The organism is Tsukamurella sp. TY48, from assembly GCF_019656655.1.
Taxonomy (GTDB): domain Bacteria; phylum Actinomycetota; class Actinomycetes; order Mycobacteriales; family Mycobacteriaceae; genus Tsukamurella; species Tsukamurella strandjordii.
The window spans coordinates 246,022-261,927 of sequence record NZ_BPMV01000002.1 but is presented as its reverse complement, the minus strand read 5'-3'; the positions used below and the strand labels follow the sequence as shown (position 1 = coordinate 261,927).

At 69.9% G+C, this 15,906-nt stretch carries 12 protein-coding genes and 1 pseudogene; 8 read left to right on the top strand and 5 right to left on the bottom strand.

Annotated features, from left to right (window positions below; genetic code table 11):
* Window positions 1-19 precede the first annotated feature (19 nt).
* Complete coding sequence (gene dapA / locus TTY48_RS17045; RefSeq protein WP_220658842.1) at window positions 20-910, top strand: 4-hydroxy-tetrahydrodipicolinate synthase; 891 nt, start codon at window positions 20-22, stop codon at window positions 908-910.
* Here dapA and TTY48_RS21405 read toward each other — a convergent pair.
* Both TTY48_RS21405 and TTY48_RS21400 read right to left on the bottom strand, forming a co-directional pair.
* Window positions 897-1,760: a glycoside hydrolase family 38 C-terminal domain-containing protein gene (locus tag TTY48_RS21405; RefSeq protein ID WP_255585880.1), complete on the bottom strand. Its 864-nt coding sequence runs from the start codon at window positions 1,758-1,760 to the stop codon at window positions 897-899. The genes dapA and TTY48_RS21405 overlap by 14 nt on opposite strands.
* A 356-nt stretch (window positions 1,761-2,116) precedes the next feature.
* Window positions 2,117-3,265 (bottom strand): annotated as a pseudogene (locus TTY48_RS21400) (alpha-mannosidase); the annotation flags it as partial.
* Window positions 3,266-4,038: 773 nt separating this feature from the next.
* Here TTY48_RS21400 and TTY48_RS17035 point away from each other — a divergent pair.
* From TTY48_RS17035 to TTY48_RS17005, 7 genes are all read left to right on the top strand, one after another.
* Window positions 4,039-4,254, top strand: a complete 216-nt coding sequence (locus TTY48_RS17035) for a hypothetical protein (protein WP_220658841.1) — start codon at window positions 4,039-4,041, stop codon at window positions 4,252-4,254.
* 25 nt (window positions 4,255-4,279) lie between these two features.
* Window positions 4,280-4,945: a histidine phosphatase family protein gene (locus TTY48_RS17030; protein ID WP_220658840.1), complete on the top strand. Its 666-nt coding sequence runs from the start codon at window positions 4,280-4,282 to the stop codon at window positions 4,943-4,945.
* Between the two features lie 61 nt (window positions 4,946-5,006).
* A complete protein-coding gene (locus TTY48_RS17025; RefSeq protein WP_220658839.1) occupies window positions 5,007-5,588 on the top strand; it encodes a DUF3090 domain-containing protein in 582 nt (193 codons plus the stop codon).
* Window positions 5,589-6,377, top strand: coding sequence for an SCO1664 family protein (locus tag TTY48_RS17020; RefSeq protein ID WP_220658838.1), 789 nt, complete (start codon window positions 5,589-5,591; stop codon window positions 6,375-6,377).
* Between the two features lie 126 nt (window positions 6,378-6,503).
* Window positions 6,504-7,748, top strand: coding sequence for a cysteine--1-D-myo-inosityl 2-amino-2-deoxy-alpha-D-glucopyranoside ligase (gene mshC / locus TTY48_RS17015; protein WP_220658837.1), 1,245 nt, complete (start codon window positions 6,504-6,506; stop codon window positions 7,746-7,748).
* Between the two features lie 25 nt (window positions 7,749-7,773).
* Window positions 7,774-8,085, top strand: coding sequence for a hypothetical protein (locus tag TTY48_RS17010; RefSeq protein WP_220658836.1), 312 nt, complete (start codon window positions 7,774-7,776; stop codon window positions 8,083-8,085).
* 5 nt (window positions 8,086-8,090) lie between these two features.
* Entirely contained in the window at window positions 8,091-9,251 is a 1,161-nt protein-coding gene (locus TTY48_RS17005) for an alkaline phosphatase family protein (RefSeq protein ID WP_220658835.1), read from the top strand.
* On the opposite strand, the gene TTY48_RS17000 is transcribed toward TTY48_RS17005, so the two are convergent.
* The 3 genes from TTY48_RS17000 to TTY48_RS16990 all read right to left on the bottom strand — a co-directional run bounded on the left by TTY48_RS17000 (window position 9,248) and on the right by TTY48_RS16990 (window position 15,882).
* Complete coding sequence (locus tag TTY48_RS17000) at window positions 9,248-10,108, bottom strand: PAC2 family protein (RefSeq protein ID WP_220658834.1); 861 nt, start codon at window positions 10,106-10,108, stop codon at window positions 9,248-9,250. The two genes, TTY48_RS17005 and TTY48_RS17000, sit on opposite strands and share 4 nt — an antisense overlap.
* Window positions 10,109-10,199: 91 nt before the next feature.
* Window positions 10,200-13,946 carry a methionine synthase gene (gene metH / locus TTY48_RS16995; RefSeq protein WP_220658833.1) on the bottom strand — a complete coding sequence of 1,249 codons (3,747 nt, stop codon included), beginning with the start codon at window positions 13,944-13,946 and terminating at the stop codon, window positions 10,200-10,202.
* Window positions 13,947-14,178: 232 nt separating this feature from the next.
* Window positions 14,179-15,882, bottom strand: a complete 1,704-nt coding sequence (locus tag TTY48_RS16990; RefSeq protein ID WP_220658832.1) for a bifunctional UDP-sugar hydrolase/5'-nucleotidase — start codon at window positions 15,880-15,882, stop codon at window positions 14,179-14,181.
* Between the last annotated feature and the right edge of the window lie 24 nt (window positions 15,883-15,906).

The window sequence follows — 15,906 nt, the reverse complement described above, 5'->3', positions numbered from 1 at the left end:
ATCGAGCGACCGTAGAGCCATGCAGCTCACCGGCCTCCACGTCCCGCTCATCACCCCGTTCAACAGTGACGGCACCGTCGACCTCCCGGCGCTGGAGCGCCTCGCCCACGATCACCTCGACGACGGCGCCGACGGCCTCGTCGCGCTCGGCACCACCGGCGAACCCGCCACCCTCACCGATGCCGAGCGCGCCGTGATCATCGACCGGATCGCCGGCGTGTGCACCGACCGCGGCGCGGTCCTCACCGTGGGCGCCGGCTCGAACGCCACCGCCGCCTGCGCCGAGGCCCTCCGCGGCATCCACCCGCGCGCCGACTACGCGCTGGTCGCCGTCCCGCACTACACCCGCCCGTCCGAGGCCGGCGTGGTGGAGCACTACCGCCACATCACCGCGGCCAGCCCGGTGCCCGTGATCGTCTACGACATCCCGCAACGGACCGGCCGCACGCTCGGTCTGCCCGCCCTCCTCGATCTCGCCGCGATCGACGGCGTCGCGGGCTTCAAGCACGCCGTGGGCGGCGTCACGGAGACCACGGTGCGCCTGCTGGCCGAGGTGCCGGACGGGGTCGCGGTGCTCGCCGGCGACGATGCGTTCGTGAGCGCGATCCTGGCCCTCGGCGGCCACGGCGCGATCTCCGCGAGCGCGAACGTGGCCGCGGGGGAGTTCGCCGCACTCGTCGCCGCCTGGCGCGAGCGCCGCATCGAGGAGGCGCGCCTGATCGGTGGCTCCCTCGCTGCGCTGGCATCGGCCCTGTTCAGTGAGCCCAATCCCACCGTCATCAAGGGCGTACTCGCCGCGCAGGGCCGGATCGCCACGCCCGACGTGCGCCTGCCGCTGGTTCCGGCGTCCGATACCGCGGTCGCCGACGCCCTGCGCGCCACCGGCCGGGTGCTGGTCAGCGTCGACTGATCCGCAGCGTCCGCACCTCGAACGGGCGCAACACCAGATCGCCGCCCACCCGCGTATCGTCGAGTTCGTCCTCGATGAGGCTGACCTCGCGGATACCGCCGTGCGGGAAGCCCACGGTGAGCGATCCGCTCGCGCGTCGGCCCAGGGCCTCGTACAGGCGCACGATCACATCACCCGAGCGGTCGTCGGCGAGCTTGACCGACGAGATGACGATGCCCTCGCCGGCGAGCGTCACCAGCGGCGCCACCGGTTCCGCGCCGCGCACCACCGTGTGCGGGGCGTTGAGCCGCTGGCCCTCGGTGGTCGCGATCGCCGGATCGGCGCCGACCACCAGGCCCACGGTGATCTCGTGCACGCCGTGATCGGTGTCGGGATCGGGGAACCGGGGCGCGCGCAGCAACGAGACCCGGACCGTGGTCGTGATCGCGCCGTCCTTCTCGTCGCGAGCGGTGTCGTAGCCGTACACCGAATCGTTGATCACGGCCACGCCGAATCCGTCCTCCTCGGCGAGCACGAAACGGTGCATGGAGGTCTCGAACTTCGTGGCCTCCCAGCTGGTGTTCACGTGGGTCGTGCGGCGCTGGAATCCGAACTGGGTCTCGGCGGCCGTCTCGCGGGCGAAGACGTCGAGGGGGAAGGCGAGCTTGAGCAGCTTCTCCGTCTCGTGCCAGTCGATCCGGTTGCGCAGCAGCAGCGTCCGCGAGCCGGGTGCCAGGGAGATCGTCTGCCGCAGCGACGATGCCGAGAACGACCGCTCCACGACGATCTCGGCGCTGCCCTCGACCACGGCGCCGCTGATCGACGTCGCCGCGCTGAGGTCCTCGACCCGATTGCGGTAGTAGCGGTCGATGTCCCAGGCGTCCCAGGCGTTGGGGAATCCTGGTGGAGCTGGAAGAGGTTGGCGGCGCGCCCCTCCGGGATCGCCTCCCTACCGGTGGCCAGATCGATCGCCGAGGTCACCAGACCGTCACGGGAGACGGTGACCGACACCAGATCGTTGGCGATGCGGAAGCCGCCGTCCTTCGGCGTGAGCACCACCGCCTCGCCCGCCGGTGCGGCCGGGGCCGCGCCGAGCGCACCGTCACCGTCGACGGGGGTGTGCACCGGCCGGAACACCAGGTCCACCTCGCCGGTCCCGGCGAGCACCGCGCGCGCCTCGGCGGCGAGTTCCTGTGCCTGCGTGAGCACCTCGGTGAGCACGGCGACGGCCTCGCGGTGCACCCAGGCGATCGAGGTGCCGGGCAGGATGTCGTGGAACTCGTGCAGCAGCACCTGCTCCCACAGCGCGTCGAGCTCCTGGTACGGGTACGTCGCACCGCGCTGTACCGCCGCGGTCGCGGACCACAGCTCGGCCTCCAGCAGCGCCTGCTCGCACCGGCGGTGCGTCGCCTTGGTGGCGTGCTGACTGGTGAGCGTGCCGCGATGCAGTTCCAGGTACAGCTCACCCACCCACACCGCGGGGTCGGGGAGCTCGGCCTTCGCGGCGTCGAAGAAGTCGTCCGGATGCACCCAGTCGACGCGGGCGCTGCCCTCCAGGTTCGCCAGACGCTCCGCCTTGCCCGTCATCTCGCGGGTGGTGCCGCCGCCACCGTCGCCCCAGCCGACCGGCGCGATCGACCGCGTGGCCACCCGGTTCTCCTTGAACTGGCGGGCCGCCTTCGCGACCTCCATGCCCGACAGCGACGAGCAGTAGGTGTCCATCGGCGGGAAGTGGGTGAAGATCCGCGAGCCGTCGATGCCCTCCCACGAGAAGGTGTGATGCGGGAAGACGTTGCGCTGATTCCACGAGATCTTCTGGGTGAAGAACCATTCGAAGCCGGCCCGGCGCATCAGCTGCGGCAGCGCGGGGGAGTAGCCGAAGCTGTCGGGCAGCCACACACCCCTGCTCCGGATCCCGAACTCGCGCTCGAAGAACCGCTGACCGTAGGAGAACTGCCGCACCAGCGACTCGCCGGTGGGCATCACGGTGTCGGACTCGACCCACATACCGCCGATCGGCAGGAACCGGCCGTCGGCGACGGCGGCGCGGATCCGCTCCCACACCTCGGGGCGGTGCTCCTTCACCCAGGCGTACTGCTGCGCGCTGGACATGCCGTACAGGTACTGCGGCTGCTCGTCGAGCAGGGTGGTCATCGACGCGGTGGTCCGCGCGACCTTGCGGATGGTCTCGCGCAGCGGCCACAGCCACGCGGAATCGATGTGCGAGTGTCCGATCGCGGCGATCCGGTGCGCGCTGGCATCGGCCGGGGCGGCGAGCACATCCACGAGCGCGGCCCGGGCATCGGCGGCGGTCTCGGTGATCCGCTGCAGGTCGAGCGCATCGAGGCAGTCGTCGAGCGCCTGCAGGATCCGCATCCGCCGCGGCTGCGTCTCGGGCAGTTCGGCCTGCAGTTCCAGCAGTACCTCGATGTCCAGGGCCAGCCCGAAGACCTCCGGCTCGAAAACGGCGAGGTCCAGCGCGCGCACCCGGTACAGCGGCTCGGGCGACGAGGTGAGCACGTCGCCCTGCCGGGTGGGCAGGAACGGGTGGTAGTCCAAGATCACAGGGTTCGCGGCGCCCTCGATGAACAGCTCCACCTGCTCACCGCCGGCGGCGCTTTCGCTCACCGCGACCGCCTGATTACGCGGGTTGATGCCCTTGACCGGAACCGGCGCACCGTCGGGACCGCGGCGGTAGGCCAGGCCCTCGCACTGGAAGCCGGTCTGGTTCACATCGAATCCGAGGTCGATGAGTGCCTCGACGCGTTTGCCCGCCCACTCGGCCGGGACCTCGCCGCGCAGCCGGAACCAGGTGGTGCCCCACGCCGGACCCCAGCGGCGGTCGTCGGCGAAGGGCCCGTACTCGAGCGCCAGCGCCTCGGCCGGCGGAATCGGTTCGCCCGGCAGCTGGTTGGCCGCCACCTCCAGCGGTATCCGCGCCGAGTGGATGGCCGGCCGGATGCGCTCACCGAGTACCCGGTTGACGCGGCCGATGGTCAGGGAGGTCTCATCGTGCACGGGCGCAGCTCCTTCACGGACGCGGACATCGCGTGCCGCCGAGTCTAGGTGAGCGCACGGCCCCGATCCGGGGATCACGCGTCCGCCGAACGGGGGACGACAGATCCCCGGCCGCCCGTGAGAATCGGTGCATGTCCACCTCACCGCCCGATAAGCCGCAGTCCACCTCCTCGCTCACGCCCCGCAAGCTCGTCGGTCCCGCGCTCATCGTGGTCGGCGCGGTGCTCGCGCTCGCCTTCCCCGACCTCCGGTTCTTCTGGTTCCAGGGTCGCCCGTTCGGGATCGTCCTGGTGCTGCTCGGCGTGTGGGAGACCTACAGCGCCTTCCGCGGCGGCGACGGGCGCTGATCGGTGCGCACCTAGACTCGTCGATATGACGGTCATCCTGATCCGCCACGGCCGCTCCACCGCGAACACCTCCGGGGTGCTCGCGGGACGCACCGAAGGCGTCGCCCTCGACGACACCGGGCGCGCGCAGGCCGCGGACCTCGTCGGGCGCCTCGCCGGGGTCGACCTGGTCGAGGCCGTGCGCTCGCCCCTGCTCCGGTGCGAGCAGACGCTGGCACCACTGCTCGCCGCGCAGGACCTGCGCACGTCCATCGACGACCGGCTCGTCGAAGTGGACTACGGCACGTGGACCGGGCGGCCGATCTCCGAGCTGCTGCACGAACCGCTGTGGAAGGTGGTGCAACAGCAGCCCTCGGCCGCCGTCTTCCCCGACGGCGAGGGACTCGCGCACGTGCAGGCCCGTGCGGTGGCCGCGATCCGCGAACACGATCGGCGGATCACCGAGCAGCACGGTCCGGGTGCCGTCTGGGTCGCGTGCAGCCACGGCGACGTGATCAAATCCGTGGTGGCCGATGCCATCGGCACCCATCTCGACCAGTTCCAGCGCATCTTCGTGGCCCCGGCGTCGGTGTCGATCATCGGCTACGGGCCGGACCGGCCCGCCGTGCACTGCGTGAACTCGACGGGCACCGTCCGGCTGCCGAAACAGCCACCCAAGGAGGCCACCGTGGGAGGCGAGAGCGGCGCATGAGCGCGTCCGAGAGATACTGGAAGCCGATGATGCAGCACTCGCGACGAACCGGGGAGGTGGCATGAGCCGTTCCGTGCACATCTTCCGCACGCCCGATCGCTTCGTGGCGGGCACCGTGGGACAACCGGGCGACCGCACCTTCTACCTGCAGGTCGTCCACGATTCCCGGGTGATCTCGGTGCTGCTGGAGAAGCAGCAGGTGCAGGTTCTCGCCGAGCGGATCGGCGCGCTCCTCGACGAGGTGGCCCGCCGGTTCGGCACCGAGATGCCGCCCGCCGATGCCCCCGTGAGCGATCTGCAGCCGCTGGTGATGCCGGTCGACGCCGAGTTCCGGGTGGGCACGATGGGCCTGGGCTGGGACGCCGATGCCGCAGCCGTGGTGATCGAGCTGCTGGCGATCACCGAGCAGGAGCTCGACGAGTCCGTGGTGCTGGCCGACGATGCCGAAGAGGGCCCCGATGCGGTGCGGGTGTTCCTCTCGCCCGCCGCCGCCCGCGAGTTCGCCGCCCGCTCGGACCGGGTGATCGGCGCGGGTCGTCCCGCCTGCCCGCTGTGCGGGTCGCCGCTCGATCCGGACGGCCACATGTGTGTGCGGCTCAACGGATACCGCCGTGGTGGCGCCTTCGGTTCCGAGGCCTCCTAGGTGGACCTCGCCACCGCCGACCTGACCATCCTCGGTCGGATCACCACCGCCTCGAACGCGACACTGCTGTGCGAGCTGGGTGACGGCTCGACCCGGGACACCGGCGATCGTGCGGTGTACAAGCCCGTGCGCGGCGAGGCGCCGCTGTGGGACTTCCCGGACGGCACCCTGGCCGGCCGCGAGGTCTCCTCGTACCTGATCTCGGAGGCGCTCGGCTGGGGCCTGATCCCCGAGACGGTGCTGCGCGACGGTCCGCTGGGCCCCGGGATGGTGCAGCGGTGGATCGACGAGCCCGACACCGGCGACGATGCGACCGACCTCGTCGACATCTTCGACGATGATGCGGTTCCGGCGGACTACCTGCCGGTGTTCACCGGCTACGTGGAGGACTCCGCCGCGCAGGACGGGATCCGCGAGGTGGTGCTCGCGCACGCCGACGATCCGCGGCTGCGGCGCATGGCCGTGCTCGACGTGCTGCTCAACAACGCCGATCGCAAGGGCGGCCACATCCTCACCGGCACCGACGGCCGCCTGTTCGGCGTGGACCATGGCATCTGCCTGCACGCACAGCCGAAGCTGCGGACCGTGCTGTGGGGGTGGGCGGGCCGCCTCGTGGCCGAGGACATGCTCGCCGATATCGCGCGATTCGCGGACGCCCCGCCCGACCTCACCGGACTGATCACCGACGAGGAACAGCAGGCGCTCGTCGATCGGGCGCGCCTGCTGGGAGAGCTCGGCACCATGCCGCTCCCGGATTCGCAGCGCCCGATTCCCTGGCCGCCCTTCTGATTCAGCTCCGTCCGTGCTGGTCGCGGCACGCGGCGTCGGTCTTCCGCTCATCTCGCCGTGGTTCCACCCGGGTCCACCACCCGGCCCGGAAGACCGGCTCCTCCCGCGACGCATAGGGTGGGGGACATGCGTTCCTGGCCGTCTCCCGCCGTTCCCACCCTCTCCGGCCCGTCGGTGCCGCTGCGCCTGTTCGACACCTCCGATCAGACGGTGCGCCCGGTGAACCCGGGCGCCGTGTCGGGGATGTACGTGTGCGGCATCACCCCCTACGACGCCACTCACCTGGGACACGCCGCGACCTACCTCACCTTCGACCTGATCAACCGCGTGCTGCGGGCCAACGGCCACGAGGTGCACTACGTGCAGAACGTGACCGATGTGGACGATCCGCTGTTCGAGCGTGCCGACCGCGACGGCATCGACTGGCGTGATCTCGGCGCCCGCGAGACCGACCTGTTCCGCGAGGACATGGAGGCGCTGCGGGTGCTCGCGCCGCGGGACTACATCGGCGCGGTCGAGTCGATCGACGAGGTGGTCGAGCTGGTCGGCCGGCTGCTGGAGAGCGGCGCGGCCTACGTGGTCGACGACCCCGAGTTCCCCGATGTCTACTTCCGGGCCGACGCCACCGAGCAGTTCGGCTACGAATCCGGCTACGACCGCGCCACCATGGAGCGCCTGTTCGCCGAGCGGGGCGGCGACCCGGACCGCCCGGGCAAGCGCGACCCGATCGACGCGCTGCTGTGGCGCGCGGCCCGGCCGGGCGAGCCCTCGTGGCCGTCCCCGCAGGGACCGGGACGCCCCGGCTGGCACGTCGAGTGCGCCGCGATCGCCGAGAACCGGCTCGGGGTCGGCTTCGACATCCAGGGCGGCGGTAGCGACCTGATCTTCCCGCACCACGAGTTCTCGGCCGCGCACGTCGAGGCCGATACCGGTGCCCGCCGCTTCGCTCGGCACTACGTGCACGCGGCGATGATCGGTCTGGACGGCGAGAAGATGTCCAAGAGCCGCGGCAACCTCGTCTTCGTCTCGAAACTGCGCCGCTCGGGCGTCGACCCGGCGGCCATCCGCCTCGGCCTGTTCGAGGGCCACTACCGCACCGATCGCACCTGGTCGGACGACGTGCTGGCGCGCGCGCAGGCCCGACTCGACCTGTGGCGCAGGGCTTTCGCCGCCGAGTCGAGCCCCGACGGCGCGGAACTCGTGGGGCGGCTGCGGCGCTACCTCGCCGACGATCTCGACACCCCGAAGGCGCTCGCGGCGCTCGACGCGTGGGCCGAGCGGGCGGTCACCGTCGGCGGCCCGGATGCGGACGGTCCGGCCACCGTTGCGGCCGCAGTCGACGCCCTCCTCGGCGTTGCGGTATCGGCGTAGCGGCTCGTCGCGCTATATTTCGCCTGTGAGGACCGTCAGCGAGCTGGCCCCGGATCTGACCGAGGGCGTGTGGACCGTGCAGACCCGCACGTCGACCTATGTGCTGGACCTGGGGGAGATGACGCTGATGCGCGCACCCGGGATCGGCGGCACCGCCGAGGACGAGCAGTGGAGCATCAGCTCGCTGCGTCGTGACTCGGAGGACATCCCCCTGCTGGGGATCAAGAGCTGCCGGGTGGGTGAATCGGCGCAGTTCTGGGTTCGCGCCGCCGACGATCCGGATGTGCGCACCTGGCGGATCACCACGCCGGTCGTGTCGATCGAGCGCATCGGATAGCTCCGATGGGGCAGGTGGTCCCGCGGTACGGCTCGGGCTCGCTGGCCGACGTCGTGCCCTCGGCGGCCGCCGCACTCGGGGTTGCCGGGTACACCAACCTGCTGGGGTTCCGTCCCACGCGGCGCGTGTGCCTGCTGCTGGTGGACGGGCTGGGCCACCGGCTGCTGGACCGCTACGCGGCGCAGGCGCCGTTCCTGTCCGAGCTCACCGCCACGCACATCACCGCGGGTTTCCCCTCCACCACGGCGACGAGCATCTCGTCGATCGGCACCGGTCTGCCGCCGGGTGAGCACGGCATCGTCGGGCTCTCGTTCGCGGTGTGCGGCGACGGGGTCCCGAAGGGCACGGTGCTCAACGCGCTCGGGTGGAACAGCTCGGGACCCGGGCGGCCGCACGACCTGCGCGCGACGGTGGTTCCCGAGGAACAGCAACCCGCGCCGACGCTGTTCGATGCGATGGCCGCCGACGGGGTCGCGGTGACCACGGTGACGCCGAAGGATCACGTGGGCAGCGGCCTCAGTCGCGCGGTGCTGCGCGGCGCCGATCCGGTGGCGGCGGCCGCGCTCGGCGATGTGGTGGGCCGCGCCGTGGCCGCCACCTCGACGGGCCCGGGCGAGCGCGCCTTCTGCTACGCCTACCACGGCGATCTCGACATGCTCGGGCACGTCTACGGCCCCGGCTCGCTGCCGTGGATGATGCAGCTGCGCCAGGTGGACACGTTGGCCGAATCCCTGGCCGCAGCGCTGCCCTCGGATTGTCTGCTGGTGATCACCGCGGATCACGGCATGATCGAGGCCCCGGAGGCGTCCCGGATCGACTTCGACGCCGAGAGCGATCTCCGGGCCGGGGTGCGGCTGCTGGCGGGCGAACCGCGCGTGCGGCACGTGCACACCACCGACGGTGCCCTCGACGACGTCCGGGCCGCCTGGTCCGAGACGCTGGGGCAGCGGGCCTGGATCCTGACCCGCGATGAGGCGGCCGCCGCAGGCTGGTTCGGCCCGCGCGTACTCGACCGCACCAGGGAACGGATCGGCGACCTGGTGGTGGCGATGCGGGGCGCGCACACCGTGGTGCGCCCCTCCACCGAGCCCGTGGTCTCGCACCTGATCGGACAGCACGGCTCGCTCACCGAGGACGAGCAGCTCGTCCCGGTGCTGGTGCGCTAGGGACCGGTGCCGGGGTCGCGGCGGCGCAGGTACTTCTCGAACTCCGCCGCGAGCGCGTCACCGTCGATCTGGCGCTCCGCGTTCTCCCGCTTGGCCTCCTCGTCGCCGCGCTCTTCGAGTCCGCGCACGTAGGCGGCCACATCGTCGTCGTCGGAGGTCATCTCGGTGACGGAGGATTCCCACTCCTCGGCGCGCTCGGGCAGGTCGGCGAGCGGAACTGCGAGGTCGAGCACGTGCTCGACCCGCTGCAGCAGGGCCACCGTGGCCTTCGGGTTCGGCGGCTGCGAGACGTAGTGCGGTACCGCGGCCCAGAAGGAGACCGCGGGGAACCCGGAGCGCACGCACGCGTCCTGGAGCACGCCGGTGATCCCGGTGGGGCCCTCGTAGCGGTTCTCCTCGAGCCCGTACCGGCGCGCCGACTCGGCGTCGTAGCCGGTTCCGGTGACGGGGACGGGGCGGGTGTGCGGCGTGTCGGCGAGCAGTGCCCCGAGGATCACCACGGTGTCGATCCGCAGCTCGGTGAACACCGCGAGCAGTTGGTCGCAGAAGGCACGCCACCGGAAGTTCGGCTCGATGCCGCGCAGCAGCACCACATCGCGGTCGGCCTTCGGCGGGCGGCACACCGACAGGGTGGTCATCGGCCATTCGACGGCGCGGGTCACGCCGTCGATCTGCTTGATGGTGGGCCGGTTCACCTGGAAGTCGTAGAAATCGTCCGAGTCCAGCTCGGTGAGGGGCTGGGCGTCCCAGATCAGTTCGAGGTGCTCCACGGCGCCCGACGCCGAATCCCCGGCGTCGTTCCATCCTTCGAACGCCGCGATCAGCACCGGACGTTCGAGCTTGCGCATGTCCGTCATCTGAAGAAGCGTAGCGCCGGGGCCGACCGAGTCATGCTTCGACGCGGGGCTTCGTCACGCGATCGCCTCGCTCCTGCACGAACGTCGGGGCTCAGTCCTCCGGGTTGTAGCCGAGGTTGGGGCTGAGCCAGCGCTCGGCTTCCTGCAAGGTCCAGCCCTTGCGCTTCGCGTAGTCGGCGACCTGGTCCTGCGCCAACCGGCCCACCACGAAGTACTGCGACTGCGGGTGCGAGAAGTACCAGCCGCTGACGGCGGCACCGGGCCACATCGCCATCGACTCGGTCAGCTCGATACCGGTCCGCTCGTGGACGTCCATCAACTCCCAGAGCGTCGCCTTCTCGGTGTGCTCCGGGCAGGCCGGGTAGCCGGGGGCAGGGCGGATTCCCACGTACTTCTCACCGATCAGCGCCTCGTTGTCCAGTTGCTCGTCGGGCTGGAATCCCCAGAACTCCGTGCGGACGCGTTGGTGCATCCGTTCCGCGAAGGCCTCGGCCAGCCGGTCGGCGAGCGACTCCAGCAGGATTGCGTTGTAGTCGTCGTTAGCCGCCTTGAACTCGGCGATCTTGGCGGCGCTGCCCAGGCCCGTGGTGACAGCGAAGGCGCCCACGTAGTCGGCCAGACCGGTGTCCTTCGGCGCAACGAAGTCGCCGAGGCTCCGGTTCGGGATGCCGTCCCGGTGCTCGCCCTGCTGGCGCAGATTGTGCAGCCGGGTCTGCACCTCGCTACGGGTCTCGTCGGTGTAGACCTCGATATCGTCGCCGACGGCGTTCGCCGGGAAGAACCCGATCACGCCATTGGCGGTCAGCCACTTCTCCTCGATCAGGGTGTCGAGCATCTCCTGGGCGTCGTCGTACAGCTTGCGGGCGGTCTCGCCCGAGACCGGGTTGTTGAGGATGTCGGGGAAACGGCCCTTCATCTCCCAGGCGTTGAAGAACGGCTGCCAGTCGATGTACTCGCGCAGTTCGGCGAGGTCGTAGTCCAAGAACTCCCGGACGCCGAGACCCTGGGCGGGTACCGGCGGCTCATAGGCGGACCACTCGATCGGCGTCCGGTTGGCGCGGGCCTTCTCCAGCGTCAGCATGGGCCGTTCGCTCTTCTGGGCGTGCCGTTCGCGCAGCGCGGCGTAATCGGCCTCGGTGGCCTCCAGCAGGGCTGGACGCTGCCTGTCGTCGAGCAGCGCGGCAGCCACCGGCACCGAACGCGAGGCGTCCTTGACCCAGACCACCGGACCGCTGCGGCGGGGCGCTACCTTCACGGCCGTGTGCGCGCGGGACGTGGTCGCGCCACCGATCAGGAGCGGGATGTCCAACCCCTCGCGTTCCATCGCCACGGCGAAGTTGACCATCTCGTCCAGAGACGGGGTGATCAGGCCGGACAGTCCGATGATGTCAGCGTTGTACTCCCTGGCGGCGGCCAGGATCTTCTCGGCGGGCACCATCACGCCGAGGTCGATCACCTCGTAGTTGTTGCACTGAAGGACGACCCCGACGATGTTCTTGCCGATGTCGTGAACATCGCCCTTCACAGTCGCCATGATGATGGTGCCGTTGGTGTCTTTACTCGCGGTGCCCGAATCTTGCTTCTCCGCCTCGATGTACGGCAGCAGGTAGGCCACGGCCTTCTTCATCACCCGTGCCGACTTCACGACCTGGGGTAGGAACATCTTGCCCGCACCGAAGAGGTCACCGACGACGTTCATTCCGTCCATCAGTGGGCCCTCGATCACCTCGATCGGCCGCCCTCCCGCGGCGGCGATCTCGGCGCGCAACTCCTCGGTGTCGGTCTCGACGTCGGCGTCGATGCCCTTGACCAGCGCGTGCGTGATCCGCTCGCGGACCGGGAGGCTGCGCCATTCGGCGGCCTTGGGATCCTCGGCCTTCTCGGACTTGTTGAACCGTTCGGCGATCTCCAGGAGCCGTTCGGCCGCGTCCTCGCGACGGTTGAGCACGACGTCCTCGATGCGGTCCCGCAGCTCGGGGTCGATCGCGTCGTACGGCACGAGGGCCCCGGCATTGACGATGCCCATGTCCAATCCGGCCTTGATGGCGTGGAACAGGAACACCGCGTGGATGGCCTCGCGCACGGGGTTGTTGCCCCGGAAGGAGAACGACACGTTCGAGATGCCACCGGAGATGTGCACCCCGGGCAGGTTCTCCTTGATCCAGGCGCAGGCCTCGATGAAGTCGATGCCGTAGGTCGCGTGCTCCTCGATACCGGTCGCCAACGCGAAGCAGTTCGGGTCGAAGATGATGTCCTCGGCCGGGAAGCCGACCTCTTCGGTCAGGATCCGGTAGGCGCGCCCGCAGATCTCCTTGCGGCGCTCCAGGTTATCGGCCTGCCCCTCTTCGTCGAAGGCCATCACGACGACGGCGGCGCCGTATTTGCGGCACAGCTGCGCCTCGCGGATGAACTTCTCCTCGCCCTCCTTCATCGAGATCGAGTTGACGATCGGCTTGCCCTGCACGTTCTTCAGGCCGGCTTCGATCACCTCCCACTTGGAGGAGTCGATCATCACCGGGACGCGACTGATGTCCGGTTCGGCCGCGATCAGCTTGGTGAACCGGTCCATCGCGGCGACGCCGTCGATCATGCCCTCGTCCATGTTGATGTCGATGACCTGCGCACCGACCTCGACTTGTTGCAGGGCGACTGACAGGGCGGTGTCGTAGTCCTCCGCCTTGATCAGGTTGCGGAACCGTGCCGAGCCGGTGATGTTGGTGCGCTCGCCGATGTTCACGAACAGGGAGTCGGCGGTGATGTTGAGCGGCTCCAGTCCCGACAGCCTGGTGGCAACCGGGAGCTGCGGAATCTCCCGCGGCGGCGTGCCCTCGACGACCCTGGCGATCTCGGCGATGTGCGCCGGCGCCGTACCGCAGCAACCGCCCACCAGGTTGACCAGACCGGCGTCGGCGAATTCGGCCAGGTACGCGGCCTGGTGCTCCGGAGATTCGTCGTACTCACCGAAGGCGTTCGGCAGGCCGGCGTTCGGGTAGCAGGAGACGAAGGTGTCCGAGATCCGTGCCATCTCGGCGATGTAGGGCCTCATCTCCGGGGCGCCCAGGGCGCAGTTCAGACCCACCGCGATCGGCTTCGCATGCCTGATGGCGTTCCAGAACGCTTCCGTGACCTGGCCGGACAAGGTCCGCCCAGAGCCGTCGGTGATGGTGCCCGAGATGATCACCGGCCAGCGGCGCCCGCGTTCCTCGAAGAGGGTCTCGACGGCGAACACGGCCGCCTTGGCGTTCAACGAATCGAAGATCGTCTCGATGATGATCAGGTCGGAACCACCGTCGACGAGGCCGTTGACAGCTTCGAGGTAGGCGGCGACCAGCTGGTCGTAGGAGACGTTGCGGGCCCCGGGGTCGTTGACCTCCGGCGAGATCGACGCGGTCCGCGTCGTGGGCCCGAGGGCGCCGGCGACGTAGCGGGGCTTGTCCGGGGTGCTGAACTCGTCACACACCTTGCGCGCCAGGGCGGCACCGGCGTAGTTCAGCTCGTAGCTCAGCTCGCCCATGTCGTAGTCGGAGAGCGAGACCGCGTTCGCGTTGAACGTGTTCGTCTCCAGGATGTCTGCGCCCGCCTCGAGATACTCGCGGTGGATCCCCTCGATGATGTGCGGCTGCGTCAGGTTGAGCAGGTCGTTGTTGCCCTGAAGAGCCGTCGGCCACTCCGTGAACCGCTCACCGCGGTAGCCGTCCTCATCCGGCCGGTCCCGCTGGATCGCCGTGCCCATCGCGCCGTCGATCACCATGATCCGCCGACGGAGCGTTGCCGTCAGCTCATCGGTGCAGTCAGGGCGGATGTTCGGCTCAAAGGAGCTCACGTACGTTCCTTCCATCGCGGAAGGCGTCCTTAACTCCGCCGAGCGTGGCGGATACCGGGGGACCGGTCCCGTTGCAACGCCTCTCGACCAGAAAAGTCTACGTCGTCACCGAGGGCGTACGCGAACTACCGTGACGAAACTCCAACCGGTGTCGTCCCGGGCGGTCCCTAGTGCCGTGGACGTGGGGAGCGCACGCGGCGCTCGGGGAGGCGGGCTCCGTCTGAGGCGAGCCGCGGCCCGCCCGCGACTACTGCTTGGTGACCCGGCTGGTGGGCGTCTGCAGGTTCGGGGTGGCCTGCAGGTACTTCTCCAGGGCGTCCAGGTCGATACCGCCCACCGTGAGGTCGGTGCTGCGGGTGAACACGCTGAACCCGTCACCGCCCGCGGCGAGGAAGTTGTTGGTGGTCACGCGGTACACGGCGACGGGGTTCAGCGGCTGATCGCCCACCTTCACGCTGTCCCGGATCACCTTGCGGTTCGGGGCGCCGCCGGCGTCGTAGGCGTAGCTGATGCCCGACGGGGCCAGGATCGTGGTCTTGTCGGGGTTCTGCCACTGCTGCTCCAGCAGGTCGATGATCTGTTGACCGGTGAGCGAGACGGTGACCACCTGATTGCCGAAGGGCTGCACCGTGTACGCGGCGCCGTAGGTCACGTCACCGCCCTTGAGGTCGGCCCGGACACCGCCGGGATTCATGAAGGCCACCACGCCCGCCGCCTCGTTCGGCGCGCGCGTGGTGAACAGCATGGCGTCGGCGATCACGTCGCCGAGTGGCGAATCGCCGCCGGGGAAGGCCTGGCGCTTGAGATCGGAGGGGATCGTGCCGATCACGCGGTCGGCGCGCGGCTTCGCCTCCTTCTCGTAGAAGTCCACCAGCTGTGCGGTGGCCGGATCCGCCGGCAGGTCGCGGCCCACGACGCGGTTGACGGCCTTCGAGGTCACGCGGTCGGCGCCGAAGTCGAGGGTGATATCGGTGATGAGTCGCCCGTACGACGCGGCCTGGGTCACGGTGCGGCCACCGATCGTGCACACGTAGGCCTGGTGCGAGTGTCCGGTGACCAGTGCCGTGACCGCCGGGTCGATCTTCGCGGCGAGGTCGGGTGTGGGCGCTGAGACGTTGGTGCACGCGTTCGGGTCTGCCTCACCCGAACCCTTCTGGGCGCCGCCGTCGTGCATCGTCGCGACGATGGCCTGGGCGCCGGCGGCCTTCATCTCCGGCACGTACCGGTTGATCGCCTCGGCCTCGTCGCCGAAGGAGTAGCCGCGCACTCCCTCCGGTGCCACGATGGTGGCGGTCTCGGGGGTCACGGTGCCGATCACGGCGATCTTCCGGCCGGCGACCTCGAACATCTTCCACGCGGCCGTGCCGGGCGGGAGCTGGCCGGCCCCGTTCGTGACGTTGGCGGCCAGGTATTGATAGGCGGTGCCGGTGAACGGATCGCCCGGTTCGCAGCCGTCCGGCGCGCATCCGCCCTTCTGCAGTCGTTCCAGTTCCACGGTGCCGTGGTCGAATTCGTGGTTGCCCACCGACGAGGCCTGCAGGCCCACCGAGTTCAGGAACTTCACCGTGGGCTCATCGCGGAACAGCGCCGAGACCAGGGGACTGGCGCTCACCAGGTCACCCGCCGCCAGCGTGAGGTTGTTCGGGTAGGCCTGCTTGAGCCGCTGCAAGGCGGTGGCGAAGTACGCGGCACCGCCGGCATCCTTGCCGCCGATCTTCCCGGTGGAGCCGGTGGGCGGCTGCAGGTTGCCGTGGAAGTCGTTGAAGGCGAACAGGTGCACCTGGTTCGCCGTGGCGGGCGGAAGATCGCCCACACCGGGCACGGTGAACGCCGCGGCCGCCGCGGACGAGGACGACGACGGCGCGGACGTGTCTCCGGCGGTCCCGCAGCTCACGAGGAGCGAGGCGGCAGCGGTCAGTGCGACGGCGGAGGACAGGGCACGGTTGCGCATGATCGAACCCAAACACAGCCGGCG